This is a genomic window from Candidatus Dechloromonas phosphoritropha (assembly GCA_016722705.1).
Lineage (GTDB): Bacteria > Pseudomonadota > Gammaproteobacteria > Burkholderiales > Rhodocyclaceae > Azonexus > Azonexus phosphoritrophus.
Genome location: JADKGN010000004.1, coordinates 1573063 through 1588677 on the forward strand (window position 1 = coordinate 1573063; position 15615 = coordinate 1588677).

The following is a 15615-nucleotide window of genomic DNA, read 5'->3' on the forward strand; positions in this document are numbered from 1 at the left end:
AGATGATCGACACGGACGACCCCAAGCGGCTGGCGCAGATCGCGCTCGTCGCGCTGCTGATCATCGGCTGCATTGCCGTTCTGCTACCGCTGATCGGCGCCATCCTGTTTGCCTTCGTGCTGTGGATCTGCACCTGGGAGCCGTATGCGGAACACTTGCTGCCGCGCATCGGCGGCCGCCGGACACTGGGCGCGAGCCTGATGACACTGCTGCTGGTGCTGGTGATGCTGGTACCGATGATTTTCCTTGTCACCAGTCTGGCGAGCAGTTTTACCAGCCTGCGCGAAGAGGTCGCTCCGCGCATCGAGCAGGCACTGGCAGCCAAACCACCCAAATATCTCAGCGACCTGCCACTCATCGGCAGCGAAATCGATACTAGCTGGAAGAACATCACCAGCAACCGTGAGGAACTCAATGCAGCCCTCAAGGCATTTGCCGCTCCTGCCCAGCGCCTGGCGCTGGCGACCGGCAAGATTGCCGGCAATGGTTTGCTGCAACTGGCGCTGACGCTGTTCGTCATCTTCTTCCTCTATCGCGACGGCGCGGTCATCGCCCAGGCACTCTACGCCGGCGCCCGCAAACTCGGCGGCGACCTTGGCGAGGAAATGATCGAACGAACGCGCGGCACGGTCATCGGGGTCATGCTCGGCCTGGTCGGCACCGCCGCCGCCCAGGGCGCCGTGGCAATGGTCGGTTTGATGATCGCCGGCGTGCCGTCTGCGGTTCTGCTCGGCTTTGCCACCTTCTTCCTGTCGATGATCCCGATCGGCCCGCCGCTGGTCTGGGGTGGCGCGGCCTTGTGGCTCCACGACAAGGGCGAGACCGGGTGGGCGATCTTTCTGATCTTCTACGGACTGCTGGTGATCAGCAGCGTCGACAACTTCCTGAAGCCGTTCCTGATCGCCCGCGGCTCCGGTATCTCCGTACTGCTCATCGCTCTCGGCGTGATCGGCGGCGTACTCGTGTTCGGCTTCATCGGCATCTTTCTCGGTCCGGTGCTGCTCGCCCTCGGCCACATGCTTCTCGCGCGCTGGATCAATGAGGAGAAAGCTGCATGATCGAAACCGATAAATTGGTCGCCCCTCAAGGGGGCGTCCTGCGGGGCGCCGAACGCCTGATCGCGCCACAGGCGAAATCGGCGCAGGAAGAGGCGCTCGAACGTGCGCTGCGCCCCCGGCGCCTCGCCGACTACACCGGCCAGGTCAAGATCCGCGAACAACTCGAAATCTTCATCCAGGCCGCCCGTCAGCGCAGCGAATCGCTCGACCATGTATTGCTGTTCGGCCCACCGGGGCTGGGCAAGACGACGCTGGCCCACATCGTCGCCGCCGAAATGGGCGTCAATCTGCGCTCGACATCCGGCCCGGTGCTCGAACGCGCCGGCGACCTCGCCGCCATCCTGACCAACCTTGAACCGCACGACGTGCTGTTCATCGACGAAATCCACCGTCTGAGCCCGGTGGTCGAGGAAATCCTCTACCCGGCGCTCGAGGATTTCCAGATCGACATCATGATCGGCGAAGGTCCGGCGGCGCGTTCGGTCAAGCTCGACCTGCCGCCGTTCACGCTGGTCGGTGCGACGACGCGCGCCGGTATGCTGACCAACCCGTTGCGTGACCGCTTCGGCATCGTCGCCCGCCTCGAGTTCTACACGGCTGAGGAGCTGAAGAGCATCGTCAGTCGCTCGGCGTCATTGCTCAACGCACCGCTCGACGCCGAAGGCGCGCTGGAAATCGCCCGCCGTTCACGCGGCACACCGCGCATTGCCAACCGCTTGCTGCGCCGGGTACGCGACTATGCCGAAGTCAAGGCCGACGGCAACATCACGCGCGGCGTCGCCGATGCCGCGCTGGTCATGCTCGACGTCGACCGGGCCGGCCTCGACATCATGGACCGCAAGCTGCTGTCGGCAGTGATCGACAAGTTCGGCGGTGGCCCGGTCGGCGTCGACAACCTGGCCGCGGCAATCGGCGAGGCCCGCGATACCATCGAGGACGTCCTCGAACCCTACCTGATCCAGCAGGGCTACCTGCAGCGCACGCTGCGCGGTCGCATCGCGACACCGGCCATTTATCGGCATTTGGGGCTGGCGGGTCCGAACAGTACCGTTGTGCGCGATCTGCTGGCCGACTAGTAAACCGAGCCTGGAAAGCAAGCACTGTTGGCTTAGAACAGAGGAAGGCGGCCAATCATGACCGCCTTCCTTACTTCCGGACTAATTGAGCCGTTATTTACTCTTGCGACGACGCGCAAACGCAAGGCTCGTAAGTCCGAGGCCAAGCAAGGCCAACGAACCCGGTTCCGGAACCGAATTCGTTGGGGTTACGGACTCAACATAGATCACCATATCTTGATAATCCTTGTCTGAACCAGCATTGAAGGCAACATCCTCCCATCCCAGGATGTAGCTTGAAGCACCCCAGATGCCAGCCGCGCGAGTCGGCAACTTGATCGTGTCGCCATCACCCTGAAAAGCGACCAAATGATCATCACCACCGTTCAAGCCAGCTTGCGAGAAGAACAGCCCCCCGGGTCCGAGGATGTAGTAACCAAAGGTGCTTGACGTGAACTGAGCAGAGGAACCGCCGAACTGAGTGAACAGAAAAGTATCGGTAACACTCAAAAGGCTTTGCAATCCGCCAGTTGCACCGCCACCAAACAACTGCAACGTAGTCGCAGTGTTGTACGGATCGTAGATACCAAAGCTATTATAGGGTGCGTTGCCTGCCACCTGAATAATCATCGTAGCAATTGAGCCACCGGATGCTTCTATCTGGAACATACCAGACTCAGCCGCCTGATTGGTGTTAACGTCAGGCGCAAGCGTGGTAGATGTTCCCGCTGCGGTATAGAGGTTGTTAATGACTGTTTGCAGATCCGGGCTTTCACCGTTAAGAGTGACAGGCGTCGCAAAAACGCTCGCCGAGGCCAGCAATGCAGTTCCGGCAAGTATTGTCTTTAGGGCTTTCATTTGTAAACTCCTTAATTTAACTAATCGTTATCTGAATAGATCATACCACAACTTACCAAAAGCAATATGTGTGCCACTATTAAAAATCAATGACTTATAATCTTTTGCGCGGAGCGGTGTAAAAAAATCCGACACCATGGAAATAGGGAGCAGGCCACGGTTTTCCCATCGCAAAACAAACCCACTGATTCCGGTTCTGGCGTTTTGCGCGGCCTGCCCGATGTTCCCGACTGCACCCGTCGCCCAGGGCCTCCGCACTCGGAATGAATAATTCCATTGGTCATGATTTCCCAGAAAAAGTCGTTAAGATTCAGCACGTTATGCCATCATCTTGTAAACCCATCGAAAATCACGTCTGCTCTCGTCTTTTGGGTGTCCCCAATGAGCGCGACGAAAGGTCTGGTTTTGATGGAATGCTTGAACGAAATCGATGATCCCCGGAAGGCCAGCAATGGGACGCGGCATGACTTTCGGGAGATGCTCGTGATGGCGATCGCCGGTGTTCTCTCGGATTGCGACAGTGTGGAAGACGTTGCTGCCTGGGCGCAATCGCGTGAGCAGTGGTTGCGTCGGTTTCTGGTGCTGAAAAATGGCGTGCCGTCCGAAGACACCTTTCTGCGACTCTTTCGCCTGCTTGATCCTGGGCAATTCGAAGCCAGCTTCCGGCGCTGGGTGACTCAGGCCGTACCGACGTTGGCAGGAACGATTGCGGTCGACGGCAAAACGGTGCGTGGATCGGGCAATGGTGGCGAAGACGCCATTCACCTGGTTAGCGCCTTCGCCACCCAACTGGGCATTGCCCTGGGTCAGGAGAAGGTCTGCGGCAAGAGCAACGAAATCACCGCCATTCCCGAATTGCTTGAAGCGCTTGCGATCGACGGCTTTCTGGTCAGTATCGATGCCATGGGCTGCCAGCGCGCCATTGCCCGAAAGATCATTGACAAAAAAGCGGATTACCTGCTCGCCGTCAAAGGCAATCAACCCAAGCTGTTCAACGCGATCCAGGGCGCTTTCATTGATCGTCGAGAGACAGCGGGGCGAAACGAACACGTCGAGAAATCGCATGGCCGCGTGGTGGCGCAAATCGCGTCGATCCTGCCAGCGGAAGGCGTCGTGGTGTTGGCTGACTGGCCGGAGTGCGCCGTCATTGGCCGCATTGACTCGGTACGTCAGGTCACCGGCAAGGCGGCGACGCTGGAGCAACGGTATTACATTGCCTCGCGGGCTTTGACGCCTGAGCAACTGGCCCAAGCGGCCCGTAGTAAAGGGGACTGAGATATTCAGCAGGGAGGAAGCGCGATATTTGTGGGATATGCCGCTTGTTAGTGGGCTATATCGCGGGAACTGAATAAAATTACTTTAGCGACAGGAAACAACTATCCTAGCCGGTTTTAGGAGCCTGCCAGGCCAAGCGCACCAACTGCGCTGACCACAAGAGATGAGCATGCGGAGGTTCGGATTTCCGTCGAGGCGCCGTTATTAAGGTCAATCACAATGACCAGAGTTAAACCAGCGATAACGCTGGAGCCGCCGTCAGTATTTTTCAGGCTCTGGGCATGTCGATACAAAGTAGAGCAGGCAACGGTGATGCCGGAGGCAGCCAATTCATCGCGAATCAGATCAATGTGTTCATATTGATAGCGCCGAATCATGCCGGATACTTTGGCCTGCTGCTCAGGCGTCAACTTTGTGATCTGGTGAGAGCGGCCCATGTTTTCCTCAACGTTTAGTCAATGGCTTGGTCCAGGAACCTGGTCACTATGTCGAGTAGTGCGGCCTCATCATCTGGTGCCAGCGTGCCGGCATCGGGGTCGGCGAAGAGCAGACCGCGTCGTACCATTTTCTTGATTCCGAACTCGTGATAGGCAGCGTAGGGCTGGCCGAAGCCGACCGTGGCGCTGTGGTCGTCGAACGCATGGCTGAGGCTGCGTAGCATATGGCCATGGCGATCGAGCATGCGCTTGTTTCCATCCTTCGGGTAGGTTTTGACTGTCGAAGGCATCCACGGAATCCAGGCCGCGCCAAGCGGGTCGCTCTGCGTCTCGAAGCGGCCCCTGATTCGGGTTTCCATTTCGTCGCCGACGTCCTTCATCACCGGCGAAAGATCGTTGGTGACCGTATAGAGCCGATCCAGTACCTCGCGTAGCGGGGAGGAATCGACAGTGACGACGAGGCTCATGACTGTGCTGGATTCTTGCGCAGGAACTCAGGGATTTCGAGCGGGCCGGTCACCGGCTTTACCAACTCAAACAGGATGCCGTGGTCGCCGGGAAATGGCTCACGATGCCCGTGATAGGCACTCCACAGCGCATCAGGTATGCCCCCGGGAAACGCCGTGCAGATTCTCCAGCCGCGATGATGTGTACAGCGCTCGCACGTATCTGAGCGCAACGGGTTATTGCGGGGACCATCAATCACGCTTGGTGGCTGGTCATACGGCATCGTTTTTCCTGCGGATTCGACGGTAGCCGATATTAACCTCGGCATTCACTTCTTCCCAGATCATATGGTCGATGATGGGCGCGCTTTCATCCTTTCCGATCAGGCCCGCGGCAATGGCGTCGTTAACTCGCCGCGTGACATCCGCTTCGATACGCGAAACCATGGGCTCCAGCACTTCCACCCAGTATGCCGGACCACTGGGAATCCCTTCCGGGAAAATGGCAGAATAACGGAATTCACTATCCACCACATGGGTTGCTGCGAGCCCATGCCAAACCGCCAGCTTGATGTCCTCAACCGTGAACGACTGGGGAGACCCTGGGTGGTTATGAATCAAGACGCCGTCCGTCAGCTGCGCGAGCATGTCGCCCGGGAGTTCGACCATATCCTCGGTACCGACCGCCCGCGCCAACTCCGTGCCTTTGCTGTCGAGCAGCACCAGGTGTTCCAGCGGTTCTCCGACAATCTCGGTCTCGACTCTGGCGAGCGCTTCCGGTAAATTTCCGCCATAAACGCCATCCGCCAAAGCCGCCTGAGCCAGCGGCGCCGGCAGCGCAGCGACCTTCTCCGCAGCCACCTGGCGCAAGCGATAGGCGCGCGCCATCCCAGGATTGAAATCAAACCCCGGCATGACACCGGCCGGAACCTCGCTGATATCCCCGGTGCGCTGATTGACAAAAGTCTGCAAGTCGTCCGGCGGCGCCACTTTATTGAACGGAATTTGCTCGACATCCGGGATGCGCTTGACCGTGCCGTCCGCGTTAAACTCGTAATTTGCCCGGTATTCCGAATAACCCTTGTCGTACTCGGCCTGCGAGACGCCCGTCGCATGGCAGCGGCAGCGGTAGCCGTTCGGCGGAAAGCGGGTTTTCCAGAACGGATCGTCAACCGGTAGCACCAGGTTATCCCAGCGCTGATGCTGCGCCCGCACCCGACCGTCGCGCCGGGTGATGTAACGGATGTAAGGCCGCGCCGCCTTGTTGTCAGCGATGCGCTGCCATAAGCCGGCGGCGTAGGCCTGGCGCGTATTGGTATCAAAAATCAGCTTGAGGCGCGCCGAATCGAACTTGGTCGTCACCGCCTCGCCAGTAAACTCATCAATCAGCGTTTTCTCGCCCCACCAGCCCTCTTTTTTCAGCAGAGCCTTGGTGTCGCGTATCCAGTCGCGGCGCGTCAGATCGCCGCCCACCGACGCCGTGATGCTGTCCTGCATTGCCTTCAGGATGTCCATCCGCGCCAGCCGGCTGACGGTGAACTGCTGCGTGTGTTCATCGTGCCACAGGTCCTGCCAGGAATAAGTCCGCGTCAGTTGATCGCGCCCCTGCAGATAGTCAATCGCCTGCTGAGGCGGCAGCCTGAACAGGTAAGCGAACTCCTGGGCGGCGCTCCTAGCCATGGGTATCAATCCCTGCATCTGGAGCGATGCCCGCCAGGCCGGCCAAGCGCGCCGTAAACGCCATCTTCGCCAGCGCTTCAGCCAGCGCGGTACCATCCATTTTCGCCAGCAGCGCCGGAAGTCGGGCGATCAGTTCAGCGGCGGTTTCGCCGTTGCGCTCGGCCTCGTCGAAAGCCTCCTGCAGGGGCGCCACCATCGGATCGAGCAGCGGCTGCCAGTGCGCCGATTCGGCCTCGATCAACTGGTCGATGGCATCCCCGGTAACGCCGAGCGGCCCGGCCTCGGCAAAGCTGGCCGGCTTGTCGGTTTTTGGCGATTTTTGGCCGTCGACCGCGACCCTAGGGAGTGCAGAGCCAGGGGGCGCCATAACTGGAGGAATAACTGGCATCGGCACCGCAGCCTTCCGGCTCCACCCATCGCCGTACTTCGCCCGCACCGCCTCTTCCGAAAGCTCCCAGCCCATGTCGGCCACGTTCTTGTCGGCCTCGCTCTCGACCTTCCGGTCCTCTTCCTCGCTGATGTCGCGCGAGACCAGGCACGGCTCAAAGCCGTTGTATTCGCAAATCCACTTGATCAAGGTCGAGTTCAGGGTATCCGACAATAAATCGGCATCGGCCTGCACCAGGTCAAGCCGCGTCGACTGGCGTTCCTTGCTCGCCGCCGCCAGCGCGCCGCCACCTGAGGCCCGCGGCTCCTGGCCAATCATCACCTCGGCGATCCAGTCATCCATGTACTCGCACAGCGACTGCTGCGTCGTCACGCTGCCGGTCAGCTTGCTTTCCAGCAGCTCCAACTGCATGCCCTCCGGCGTCATCACCACGCCATCGTTGCTGATCGCGCGCAGCGCGTCGAACAGTGTGCCCTTTTCCTTTGGCCCGGCATTTTTCGGATAGCGGCCCCACGGCGTCGGCGAGCCAAAGCGATCGTTCAGTTTATTCCACGAGATGATGCTCTTGCGCTTGAAGAAAACCGGCCAGTACAACTGCAGGCCCAGGCCTGTTCCGTAGGGATTGTCATCCTCGGAGTTTACCCGGTGCACGATCAGGCACCTCTCGCGGATAGGTACGCCGGTCAGCATGTTTTCCCGTGTCAGCAGGCGCAGTTCGGCATCCGAGTTCTCGTCGGTCTGCACATAAACAAAGCGCCGTTGACGCCGCTTGGTAACCCGTTCAGGAACTACCAGGCCATCGCGCACCGTCCACACAATTTCGCTGACCGCATAGCCCATCATCAGCGCATCCATCAGATCGCGACAGACCTGGTCGAATCCGATCGTCTTGAGGATCGCCGTCAGCGTCTCGGCGTCCGCCTTGCCGCCCTCAGTGATCGGTTCGACCGTCCACTCCCGTCCGACCAGCGCGCCGATCCGCTTGTCGAGCATCGCCGCCACCTTGCCATCGCGCTTCAGGTCGCGATAAATCTCGATGTTCTGGCCCTTCTCCAGCAACAGAGGATCGTTGCTGCGCAGGACGCCCATGTAATTCGTTTCGAACGGATCGCGCAGACGGTTGGCGACCTCGGTATCGAGCTCCGGCCCGGCGATTACCGCCGCTTTAGACTGTTTAGTAACCATAAAGAAACCCTGCGCTTTCGCTTGTCGAGCCACGCGGACCGTCGCTCGTGAATTCAATCGGTGCTGCTTGGTCGCTCGCCGCATGCTTTGCCAGCGCCAGCGCCCAGAAACGGTCGGCGTGTCCGTCCGGCGTACTCTCGGCGACAAAGCGGATATTGCCGGCCGCCGTCGTCACCTTCTGCACCTTGCGCAGGTCGGAACGGATGACCGGGTCGTCCGGAATGCGCAACATGCGATCCTCCATCGCCCCTTTCAGCGGATAAGCCAGCGCCTCCTTGACCTGGCCGGAAAAATTCACCGCCTCGACCCGATGCTCGCCGAACTTGTCCTGCGCATCGTCGGCCCAGCCGATACCGAGGCCCGTCGAGTCGATGCAAATCCGGTCGCAGATTTCGAACCACGGATAGAGGATGGCCTCCTGCGCGCTCTTGCGCATACACTGCATAGGGATCACCTTGCGCGTGTACAGCACATCGCCAAGCTGCTCGACAACCCACAACACCGTCAAATCCTTCTTGCGCCCGATATCCACGCCGCAGAACAGACGCCCGCTGAACGCATCGCTTGCTTCGCGCTCCCAGTCGGTGCCGGCGCCGTACTCACAGCCGGTAATCAGCTCGTACTCGATGAACTTGCTGTCATCGTCGGCCGGGATGCACATATATTCCTGGTCGAACGACTCCTCGTCTGCCGCTCCGCGCCGGATGAACTCGAAATACTCGGCCTCGTCCATGTCCTGCTGCTCGGCATCGGCCGGCAGAGCCTGCTGCAGTGTGTACAGAAAGCCCTGGTCGAGGGCATCCTGCAGCGTCACGCGGTGCAGGCTCAGCTTCTTCGGATTTGCCTTCTCGCGCGCCTCGCGGATCAGCCCGTTGAAGAATGAATTTGAACCGCGATGCGTCGAAACTACCTCCATGCAGCCGCCCCAGGTGATGCCGGGGTAGGCAATCGCCCACATCTTGCGCTGGTCGCGGTGCAGCGCGAACTCATCCAGGATACGGCTGCCGCGCTTGCCCGCCTGCGCGTCCGGGTTGCTCGACATGCTGTGGATGCGCCGGCCGCTGGCGAACTGCAGCACATAGGCCGTCAGCTTTTCCTTGGGGTCGATCACTACCTCGCCGAGGTCCTCCGCCGCCATGTTCATGATCCCGGCCCACAGCTTGCAATCCTCGATAAAAAGCCGCGCCTGAATGTCGTCGCGGCTGCTCACCCACTCATCGTGCCGCGCGCCCTGGGCCGCCACGCGCTCATCTGCGCCGTAGGCCGTCGCCCAGCTAATGCCGATCTGCCGCGATTTTTCCATCAGCTTGAGGCGCGAAGTATCCTGAATCCAGCGCGACTGGAACGGCAAAAAGATCGCCTCAGGATTGGCAGGAATGATCTTGCAGCGGCCCTTGCGTGCGGCCATTACATAATCCCCAGTGCCGCGCGAATCGCCAGCTTGGTCTCTTCGGTCACCCCGCTCTTGACGCCCATCGCGTCGAGCTTGACCTTCTGCTCCTCGAGCAGCTTGTCGCGCGCCATCTTGGCCACCGCCTGGCGCTCGCGCAGGTTCAGGCTACGTGATTCCTGCGCCGCCTTCGCCGCCTTGGCCAGGTCGAGCACGTCGCCGATGTCGGCCGACTCCTGCCCAAGCTGGTCGAACGCCGCGCGCGTCGCCAGTGTTGTCACCGCCTGCGCCAACAGCGCGCCCGACTTGTCGTCGAAATCCTCGCCCAACTCGGCGACCAGTGCCGAAGCCGCCGTCGACATCGCCCGCTGCGTCTGCATTACCTCCTCGAAGCCCATCCGGTAGCGCCCGAGCGCCGAGCGCGATGGCGCCGTGTCCAGATCAGGAAACGCCCCGCGCACGTCGGCGAACAGTTCGTCCAGCGTCAGGCGGTTTTCCCGCAGGCGCTTCTCGATATGCCCCCGCACCTCGGGCGGCAGCTTGTCGATGGTCGATTTGCGGCCCATCTCAAGCCCTCGGCCGGGAAATGCCATCAACGCTGGCGCGGCCATCGGCCACATCCTGGCCCCGCTCGCTCAGTGTCGCCACCAGCACCGATCCCGCCTTGTCGATCTTGATCAGCCCCTGTTCCTGCAGCCAGCACAGTTCGGTCTTCGCCTGGTCGCGCGTCACCGCATGTCCGAACTGGTCGAGCATATTCGCCAGCACCGAGCTATTCGCCCGGTACGCCGGCATCTCGCCCAGAACCCGCAGGATCACCAGGCGCACATCCTTGCGCAAGTACTCGGCGAAACTCATTGTCGTCTTCCTTCATTCAGCAGGTAACTATGAATCAGGTCGATGGTCTTGCTGGTCGAGGAGAACTCGCCCTCGATGCGCCGCATCGCCCCGGCATCCTCATCGATCCGCGTGTGAATCCGCATCAGGTCGCTGTGCTTCGGTGAATTCTGCAATCCCCCTTTGATCCCAGATAGGTCGGACTCGTGCTTGTCAAGGCGGCTGTCCATGTCACTGCGCAGGGCGGAGAGCCGGGCGTCGATAATGTCGTTGCGGTTGCCGTAGCGCACGTAGAGCCAGACGCCAGCCGTCGCAATGGCGTTAATCATCTGGAATAGCAGACCACCAAACAGCTTGATCTCGTCGATTCCCATGCCGCTAAACCCTTGTTCCATGACCCGCTCTCTCAAGATCGCGCTGGCACTCGATGCACGTCTGCACGCCCTGCACCAGGCGCCGGCGCAAATCGTTGATCGCCTCCTCGCAGATGGCGCAAAATTCAGCCGACGGCAGCGCCGCCATACAATCGGCGCGGCGCGCCATACTGGCCAGAGCATCGCTGCGCATCTCTTCCTCACGCTCTTGCGCGCGGTCAATTTCATCACTCACTACCTGAAACCTTGTAAAAATCAGCTATGGCGTCGATTCGCCCACGGCAGGTGTCGTAGGATCGCCGGGCATAGGCGATCCAGAAAGCGACGTCGGTATCGCTGGCAGTTCCGGCATCGGCGAGAGCAGGCTCGCCGGCGGGCGCGGGCAATGCTGGATGCTTGAGGCCAGTGGCGTCGTTGAGCAGGCGGACAGTGCCAGGATTAAGGCAAGGGCGGCCAGTAGTGGTTTTGCGTAGCGCATTCTGAGTCTCCTGTAAAGCGGCGTCGCGGGCTGTTTCGGCCGCCGTAGCGCGCGCCGAGAGCATCTCGCCCTGGCGCTCGGCCTCCACCAGCGCGTCGAGGTTCTGGCGCGCGGCAGCCTCGTTGGCGCTGGCCTGCGCGGACTTGATGTCAGCGATATCAGCATCCTTGCGCCAGCCGTTAACCTCCCAGCCAGCGAAAAAAAGCAGCGCGGCGATGGCCACGACAATGATTGCCCGGATGGTTTGATATCCGGCAACTCCGGGTTGTATCCACTGGACCGGGTTCATAGACAGGGCGCCGTCAAGTTATGTCCGGCAGTGCCGGACGGTATCCTCTGGATGACCAGATCACACCCCAACGTCTGGTCCGGGCGAATCGCCAGATTGGCAAAAACACAAGCGGCACCGCTCAATAGCAGCAGCCAGAACAGAATGGCGGCCAGATGCTTCATGGCGCCATCCCCAGGCACTGCTTGTTCTCCGCCTGGCGGCGCGTCCATAGGCCGCCACAAAGGCGCTTGTTTTCCGGCAGGGAACAATCTTTATTCTTGAAAAAGCGCCAGCGCAGGATTTGCGCGCAAGCGCCGTCATAGTCGCCGGCGTTCAGCAGCCTGACCAGGTTCGATCCACAGAAAGCAGTCGGACCCACGTTGTACGCCATGTCGACATAGGCATCGTACTCACCCTGCGTCAGCGGCACCGTCACGCAGCCCTTGAGCTTGCCCTCGTAGGCCTGCACGTCGCGTAGCGCCTTGCCAAGAGCCTTCGGTGGCGTCGTCCTGTCCGCCAGCTGCACCGGTGAACCGTCATCGCGCGTCGTGCTGCCGAAACCGACCGTCGGCACGTCGCCCGGAACCGGAATAATCGCCTTGTCGCTGTAGCCCTCGCTGGCTACCAGCGCCACCAGGGCAGTCGCCGAAAGTGCCAGGGCGGCGAGCGCGGAGCGCGGGCGGTTGATCATGGCTTGGTAAGCGCCTTTTGCGTGACATTGCCGGCGATGTAGGCGCCGACGGTGGCAATCACCACCGCTGAATAGACGCCGTCGGCGATCTGGCCACCATAAACCAGCGCCGTGGCACTGGCCAGCGAAGCCAGCGCCAGCAGGAACTTGCGCGAGGAGTAGCTGATCATGACCAGAACCGCCAGGCAATCGCCGCCAACGCGATGGCAGCAAGGTACAAAATCCAGAACAGGCCAGCGGCGTTGATGTTTTTCACGGCTTTTGCTCCCCGGGGGCAGACTTTTGATTTTTGGCCAGATAGCGCTTTGGCTCAATCCAGCACGGGGTGTTCTCGTGGAAAATCCGCGCCCGCGTCTCAAGGGTGGGCGCCGCATTGCAATAGCCGTAATCGTCCAACCCCCAGCGCGGGGCGTTGGATTTGATAGAGTCGACGTAGTGGAGGCAGTCAATGCAGCGCATGCAAACAGATTGCCTTGCGCGCGCGAGAGGAGCTCAGTAAAAGGCTTTACTTGTTGCGGCGAGGTTGGCGCGCGCCATCGGCCATTCGGCTATTCTTTTTGTGCCTTCGCCAGGTCTTCCCTGAGCCGCCGCAGCTTTTCCTGCTTGACGTGGATATCGCTGTCGTAGCGGGTCGCCACCGCCTGCATCTCGGTCGCCAGGCTGTGTTCCAGGGTGGCGCCGGCCAGGTTGTTGCTGGCCAGCGATTTGCGTTCCTTGATCGTATTCAACTCCGCGTCGCGCGCCTGCTGGCTTTGGCTGATCGGCATCGCCACCGTCCAGTTCGGCGCCTGGGTGTCCGATGCCAGCCTGACGGCGCCGGAGAAGTCAGAATGGTGGTACGACGCAGGTAATGTGGTCGGCGGGCAGATATTTCGCCCAGTCATGGTCTTCCCCGATACTGCCCGCTTCAATGCCGTCGCCGTCAGCAACCTGCCGCTTTCCGCCGACGTGCTCGGCCTTGATCCAGTCCGTCTTCCGGTCGATGGCCGCGTGCCGATTCTGCGCAAGGGTGATGTCGTCGTTGTGCATCACACGGCGACCACCTCACCGGCCACCGTCAGTAACGGCCAGACGGTCAATCTCGGCCGCGAGCGCATCGCTCGCATGCGTGTCATCGGCAACGACGGCAATACGATCGCCACCGGCTACAGCACCAACCTCGACGCCGGGACCGTTACTTTCAGCGCCGTCGCCGGCTACAGCCAGCCGGTGCGCATCGAGCACCGCATCGAGGATATGGCGCTGTGCTCGGATGCCCAGATCAACGGCGATCTGGCCATTACCCGGCCGCTTACCCACGATTTCCCGCTCGGGTCGTATGTGAGCTCTGCCCTGCTCATGGGCGACCTGCGCGCCCGCGTTTCTGTGTTTTTCGACCAGCAGACTTTCATCGGGTGGTCCGATACGCTCTCAGGTGGCGCCGCCACCGGCACCTACAACCGCACCCAGTACCCGGTCATCGTCACCAACCGCGGAGCGATTCAGGAGCGCTGGGAGATCGTATTCACCAACAGCACGACAATCAACGTCATCGGTGAAACCATCGGCCAGATCGTCACCGGACACGCCATCGTCAATGACCTGGCGCCGCTCAACCCGGAAACCGCCGTGCCGTATTTCAGCATCGCCAAGGAAGGATGGGGTGCCGGTTGGGCGGCTGGCAACGTTATCCGCATGAATACCGTCGCCGCCAACTACCCGGTCTGGGTAGCCCGCACCGCGCTGCAAGGAAACCCGACGCAACAATCCGACCAATTCACCCTCGGCATCCGTGGCGATGTCGATGCTTAACCGGAGTCAATAATGCCAACGATCAAGACAAAATGGTTTTCCAGCGGTATGGCTGGCGCCCCGGCGCTTTCTGGAACTGTCGGCGCCATGATCGCCGTGCTCGACGCCTGCCTCAAGAACGGCTTTAATCTGACCACGCTTACCAGCCTGGTAATCGCCTCAAACGTGGCCAAGGCGACCAAGGCAGGGCATGGCTACATCGTCAATCAGGCACTGGATGTGGAAGGCATCACAGGCGCCTGCGCGGAGATTAACGGGCAGGTCCGCGTAGCCTCGGTTACGACAGACACGTTTACTTTCGCTGCGGGCGGAATATCCGACCAGACGGCAACCGGGACGATCACATGCAAGGCATCCCCCGCGGGATGGGTCAAGCCTTTCTCGGCCACCAATCTCGGCGTCTACCGTTCTGGCAATGGCCTTTCATCGCTACAGTGCATCAAGGTTGATGACACCGTTGGTCAGTATTCATCTGTCACGGGGGCGGAAGACTACACGGATATCTCAACTGCAGTCAGCGCCTTCGGGACGAACTATTTCAAAAAGTCCAGTACGACGGACGCGACCGCCCGACCATGGGTGCTTGTTGCGGATGACAAGACGGTTTACCTCGGCGTCGCATGGAATAGCGGCGCGGCATACGATTTCTATAGCTTTGGGGATTTCAATTCCACCATCCCTGCCGACGGCGCAATTTTTCGGCTCCAAGGCTTGGCCAACGCGGCGCCGGGAGCTTTTGGGCAGTATTCATCCTGCAACGATGCGTACACATATGCGCCGAACCAGGGAGTTGTGTCGCGGGCTTACTCCCAGATATTCGGCGCAACGCCGATACATCAAGCCTCAATGTGCGCCGCCTCTTCGATGGGGTCCGCGACTTCGTATTTAACTTACCACTGGGCGCTATCCGCAAACCGCGGAGTAAGTACGACCGCCAACGCGCCGGCATATGCCACCCCCGCGCTTGGCGACAACGGATACCACTTTTTACCCGTTTATCTGTTCGAGTCAACAGCCAGCGGCCTGTCTATTCGGGGCGTGGCGCGCGGACTATTGCACGTATTGGAATATCTTCCCTTCGCCTCTGGGTATCAGGTGCAGGTAGGTGTTGATAACGTACCCGAGGGGATTGTCTTAATGGTTCGGTCAGCAGGACAGGCGGTATCCGGCGCCGGACCAGCGTACACATATCCCAGTGCTGTGCTCGCCTTCAAGCTCGGGGATTTCTGATGGCTTCGGCGGCGCTATATGGCGCCACCGTCATAACCTTCGCGCCTGGTAGGAGAAATTTATCCACCTTGCACGTGAGGTTACTTCTTGGCGGCCCCTTGGCGCAGAAAGACCAGCAAAACGGGGGGACGTATAAGGTTATAGGAACCGTCGCCATCGCGGGAACGCCAG

21 protein-coding genes are annotated in these 15615 nt (G+C 60.5%); 5 read left to right on the forward strand and 16 right to left on the reverse strand.

The window, feature by feature from the left end:
• The first annotated feature begins 2 nt into the window (after nt 1–2).
• Nucleotides 3–1058, forward strand: a complete 1056-nt coding sequence (locus IPP03_13380) for an AI-2E family transporter (GenBank protein ID MBL0353588.1) — start codon at nt 3–5, stop codon at nt 1056–1058.
• Nucleotides 1055–2134: a Holliday junction branch migration DNA helicase RuvB gene (ruvB, locus tag IPP03_13385; protein MBL0353589.1), complete on the forward strand. Its 1080-nt coding sequence runs from the start codon at nt 1055–1057 to the stop codon at nt 2132–2134. The genes IPP03_13380 and ruvB overlap by 4 nt, the downstream gene beginning before the upstream one ends.
• Before the next feature lie 93 nt (nt 2135–2227).
• Here the strand turns inward: ruvB and IPP03_13390 are convergent, their stop codons facing one another.
• A complete protein-coding gene (locus tag IPP03_13390; GenBank protein ID MBL0353590.1) occupies nt 2228–2971 on the reverse strand; it encodes a DUF4114 domain-containing protein in 744 nt (247 codons plus the stop codon).
• Nucleotides 2972–3352: 381 nt separating this feature from the next.
• On the opposite strand from IPP03_13390, the gene IPP03_13395 reads away from it, so the two are divergent.
• Nucleotides 3353–4246: an ISAs1 family transposase gene (locus IPP03_13395; GenBank protein MBL0353591.1), complete on the forward strand. Its 894-nt coding sequence runs from the start codon at nt 3353–3355 to the stop codon at nt 4244–4246.
• 116 nt (nt 4247–4362) lie between these two features.
• Here the strand turns inward: IPP03_13395 and IPP03_13400 are convergent, their stop codons facing one another.
• From IPP03_13400 to IPP03_13470, 15 genes are all read right to left on the reverse strand, one after another.
• Nucleotides 4363–4683 (reverse strand): hypothetical protein, encoded by a 321-nt coding sequence (locus IPP03_13400; GenBank protein ID MBL0353592.1) that lies wholly within the window; start codon nt 4681–4683, stop codon nt 4363–4365.
• Between the two features lie 14 nt (nt 4684–4697).
• On the reverse strand, nt 4698–5150 hold the full coding sequence (locus tag IPP03_13405; protein MBL0353593.1) for a phage virion morphogenesis protein: 453 nt from the start codon (nt 5148–5150) through the stop codon (nt 4698–4700).
• Nucleotides 5147–5362 (reverse strand): hypothetical protein, encoded by a 216-nt coding sequence (locus IPP03_13410; protein MBL0353594.1) that lies wholly within the window; start codon nt 5360–5362, stop codon nt 5147–5149. The genes IPP03_13405 and IPP03_13410 overlap by 4 nt, the downstream gene beginning before the upstream one ends.
• 40 nt (nt 5363–5402) lie before the next feature.
• Nucleotides 5403–6809, reverse strand: coding sequence for a minor capsid protein (locus IPP03_13415; protein MBL0353595.1), 1407 nt, complete (start codon nt 6807–6809; stop codon nt 5403–5405).
• Entirely contained in the window at nt 6802–8286 is a 1485-nt protein-coding gene (locus IPP03_13420) for a DUF935 family protein (protein MBL0353596.1), read from the reverse strand. The genes IPP03_13415 and IPP03_13420 overlap by 8 nt, the downstream gene beginning before the upstream one ends.
• A gap of 85 nt (nt 8287–8371) precedes the next feature.
• Complete coding sequence (locus IPP03_13425; protein ID MBL0353597.1) at nt 8372–9790, reverse strand: hypothetical protein; 1419 nt, start codon at nt 9788–9790, stop codon at nt 8372–8374.
• Nucleotides 9790–10338 (reverse strand): DUF3486 family protein, encoded by a 549-nt coding sequence (locus tag IPP03_13430; protein ID MBL0353598.1) that lies wholly within the window; start codon nt 10336–10338, stop codon nt 9790–9792. The genes IPP03_13425 and IPP03_13430 overlap by 1 nt, the downstream gene beginning before the upstream one ends.
• A gap of 1 nt (nt 10339) precedes the next feature.
• Nucleotides 10340–10630, reverse strand: coding sequence for an ArsR family transcriptional regulator (locus IPP03_13435; GenBank protein MBL0353599.1), 291 nt, complete (start codon nt 10628–10630; stop codon nt 10340–10342).
• Nucleotides 10627–11004: a hypothetical protein gene (locus IPP03_13440; GenBank protein ID MBL0353600.1), complete on the reverse strand. Its 378-nt coding sequence runs from the start codon at nt 11002–11004 to the stop codon at nt 10627–10629. Before IPP03_13440 ends, IPP03_13435 begins: the two co-directional genes overlap by 4 nt.
• Nucleotides 10988–11218: a TraR/DksA C4-type zinc finger protein gene (locus tag IPP03_13445; GenBank protein MBL0353601.1), complete on the reverse strand. Its 231-nt coding sequence runs from the start codon at nt 11216–11218 to the stop codon at nt 10988–10990. The genes IPP03_13440 and IPP03_13445 overlap by 17 nt, the downstream gene beginning before the upstream one ends.
• Nucleotides 11211–11750 carry a hypothetical protein gene (locus IPP03_13450; GenBank protein MBL0353602.1) on the reverse strand — a complete coding sequence of 180 codons (540 nt, stop codon included), beginning with the start codon at nt 11748–11750 and terminating at the stop codon, nt 11211–11213. The genes IPP03_13445 and IPP03_13450 overlap by 8 nt, the downstream gene beginning before the upstream one ends.
• Entirely contained in the window at nt 11747–11914 is a 168-nt protein-coding gene (locus IPP03_13455) for a hypothetical protein (GenBank protein MBL0353603.1), read from the reverse strand. Before IPP03_13455 ends, IPP03_13450 begins: the two co-directional genes overlap by 4 nt.
• On the reverse strand, nt 11911–12423 hold the full coding sequence (locus IPP03_13460) for a glycoside hydrolase family protein (GenBank protein ID MBL0353604.1): 513 nt from the start codon (nt 12421–12423) through the stop codon (nt 11911–11913). Before IPP03_13460 ends, IPP03_13455 begins: the two co-directional genes overlap by 4 nt.
• Entirely contained in the window at nt 12420–12593 is a 174-nt protein-coding gene (locus IPP03_13465) for a hypothetical protein (protein MBL0353605.1), read from the reverse strand. Before IPP03_13465 ends, IPP03_13460 begins: the two co-directional genes overlap by 4 nt.
• Nucleotides 12594–12971: 378 nt before the next feature.
• Complete coding sequence (locus IPP03_13470; GenBank protein MBL0353606.1) at nt 12972–13196, reverse strand: hypothetical protein; 225 nt, start codon at nt 13194–13196, stop codon at nt 12972–12974.
• Between the two features lie 19 nt (nt 13197–13215).
• On the opposite strand from IPP03_13470, the gene IPP03_13475 reads away from it, so the two are divergent.
• Both IPP03_13475 and IPP03_13480 read left to right on the forward strand, forming a co-directional pair.
• Entirely contained in the window at nt 13216–14214 is a 999-nt protein-coding gene (locus IPP03_13475; GenBank protein ID MBL0353607.1) for a hypothetical protein, read from the forward strand.
• Between the two features lie 12 nt (nt 14215–14226).
• Nucleotides 14227–15444 (forward strand): hypothetical protein, encoded by a 1218-nt coding sequence (locus IPP03_13480; GenBank protein ID MBL0353608.1) that lies wholly within the window; start codon nt 14227–14229, stop codon nt 15442–15444.
• Nucleotides 15445–15615 lie beyond the last annotated feature (171 nt).

What these genes read in the sequence shown, in the direction of transcription:
- IPP03_13380 (MBL0353588.1), top strand. Translation starts at nt 3, where the DNA reads ATGATCGACACGGACGACCCCAAGCGGCTGGCGCAGATCGCGCTCGTC.
- ruvB (MBL0353589.1), top strand. Translation starts at nt 1,055, where the DNA reads ATGATCGAAACCGATAAATTGGTCGCCCCTCAAGGGGGCGTCCTGCGG.
- IPP03_13390 (MBL0353590.1), bottom strand. Translation starts at nt 2,971, where the DNA reads ATGAAAGCCCTAAAGACAATACTTGCCGGAACTGCATTGCTGGCCTCG.
- IPP03_13395 (MBL0353591.1), top strand. Translation starts at nt 3,353, where the DNA reads ATGAGCGCGACGAAAGGTCTGGTTTTGATGGAATGCTTGAACGAAATC.
- IPP03_13400 (MBL0353592.1), bottom strand. Translation starts at nt 4,683, where the DNA reads ATGGGCCGCTCTCACCAGATCACAAAGTTGACGCCTGAGCAGCAGGCC.
- IPP03_13405 (MBL0353593.1), bottom strand. Translation starts at nt 5,150, where the DNA reads ATGAGCCTCGTCGTCACTGTCGATTCCTCCCCGCTACGCGAGGTACTG.
- IPP03_13415 (MBL0353595.1), bottom strand. Translation starts at nt 6,809, where the DNA reads ATGGCTAGGAGCGCCGCCCAGGAGTTCGCTTACCTGTTCAGGCTGCCG.
- IPP03_13420 (MBL0353596.1), bottom strand. Translation starts at nt 8,286, where the DNA reads ATGGGCGTCCTGCGCAGCAACGATCCTCTGTTGCTGGAGAAGGGCCAG.
- IPP03_13425 (MBL0353597.1), bottom strand. Translation starts at nt 9,790, where the DNA reads ATGGCCGCACGCAAGGGCCGCTGCAAGATCATTCCTGCCAATCCTGAG.
- IPP03_13430 (MBL0353598.1), bottom strand. Translation starts at nt 10,338, where the DNA reads ATGGGCCGCAAATCGACCATCGACAAGCTGCCGCCCGAGGTGCGGGGG.
- IPP03_13435 (MBL0353599.1), bottom strand. Translation starts at nt 10,630, where the DNA reads ATGAGTTTCGCCGAGTACTTGCGCAAGGATGTGCGCCTGGTGATCCTG.
- IPP03_13440 (MBL0353600.1), bottom strand. Translation starts at nt 11,004, where the DNA reads ATGGAACAAGGGTTTAGCGGCATGGGAATCGACGAGATCAAGCTGTTT.
- IPP03_13450 (MBL0353602.1), bottom strand. Translation starts at nt 11,750, where the DNA reads ATGAACCCGGTCCAGTGGATACAACCCGGAGTTGCCGGATATCAAACC.
- IPP03_13455 (MBL0353603.1), bottom strand. Translation starts at nt 11,914, where the DNA reads ATGAAGCATCTGGCCGCCATTCTGTTCTGGCTGCTGCTATTGAGCGGT.
- IPP03_13460 (MBL0353604.1), bottom strand. Translation starts at nt 12,423, where the DNA reads ATGATCAACCGCCCGCGCTCCGCGCTCGCCGCCCTGGCACTTTCGGCG.
- IPP03_13465 (MBL0353605.1), bottom strand. Translation starts at nt 12,593, where the DNA reads ATGATCAGCTACTCCTCGCGCAAGTTCCTGCTGGCGCTGGCTTCGCTG.
- IPP03_13480 (MBL0353608.1), top strand. Translation starts at nt 14,227, where the DNA reads ATGCCAACGATCAAGACAAAATGGTTTTCCAGCGGTATGGCTGGCGCC.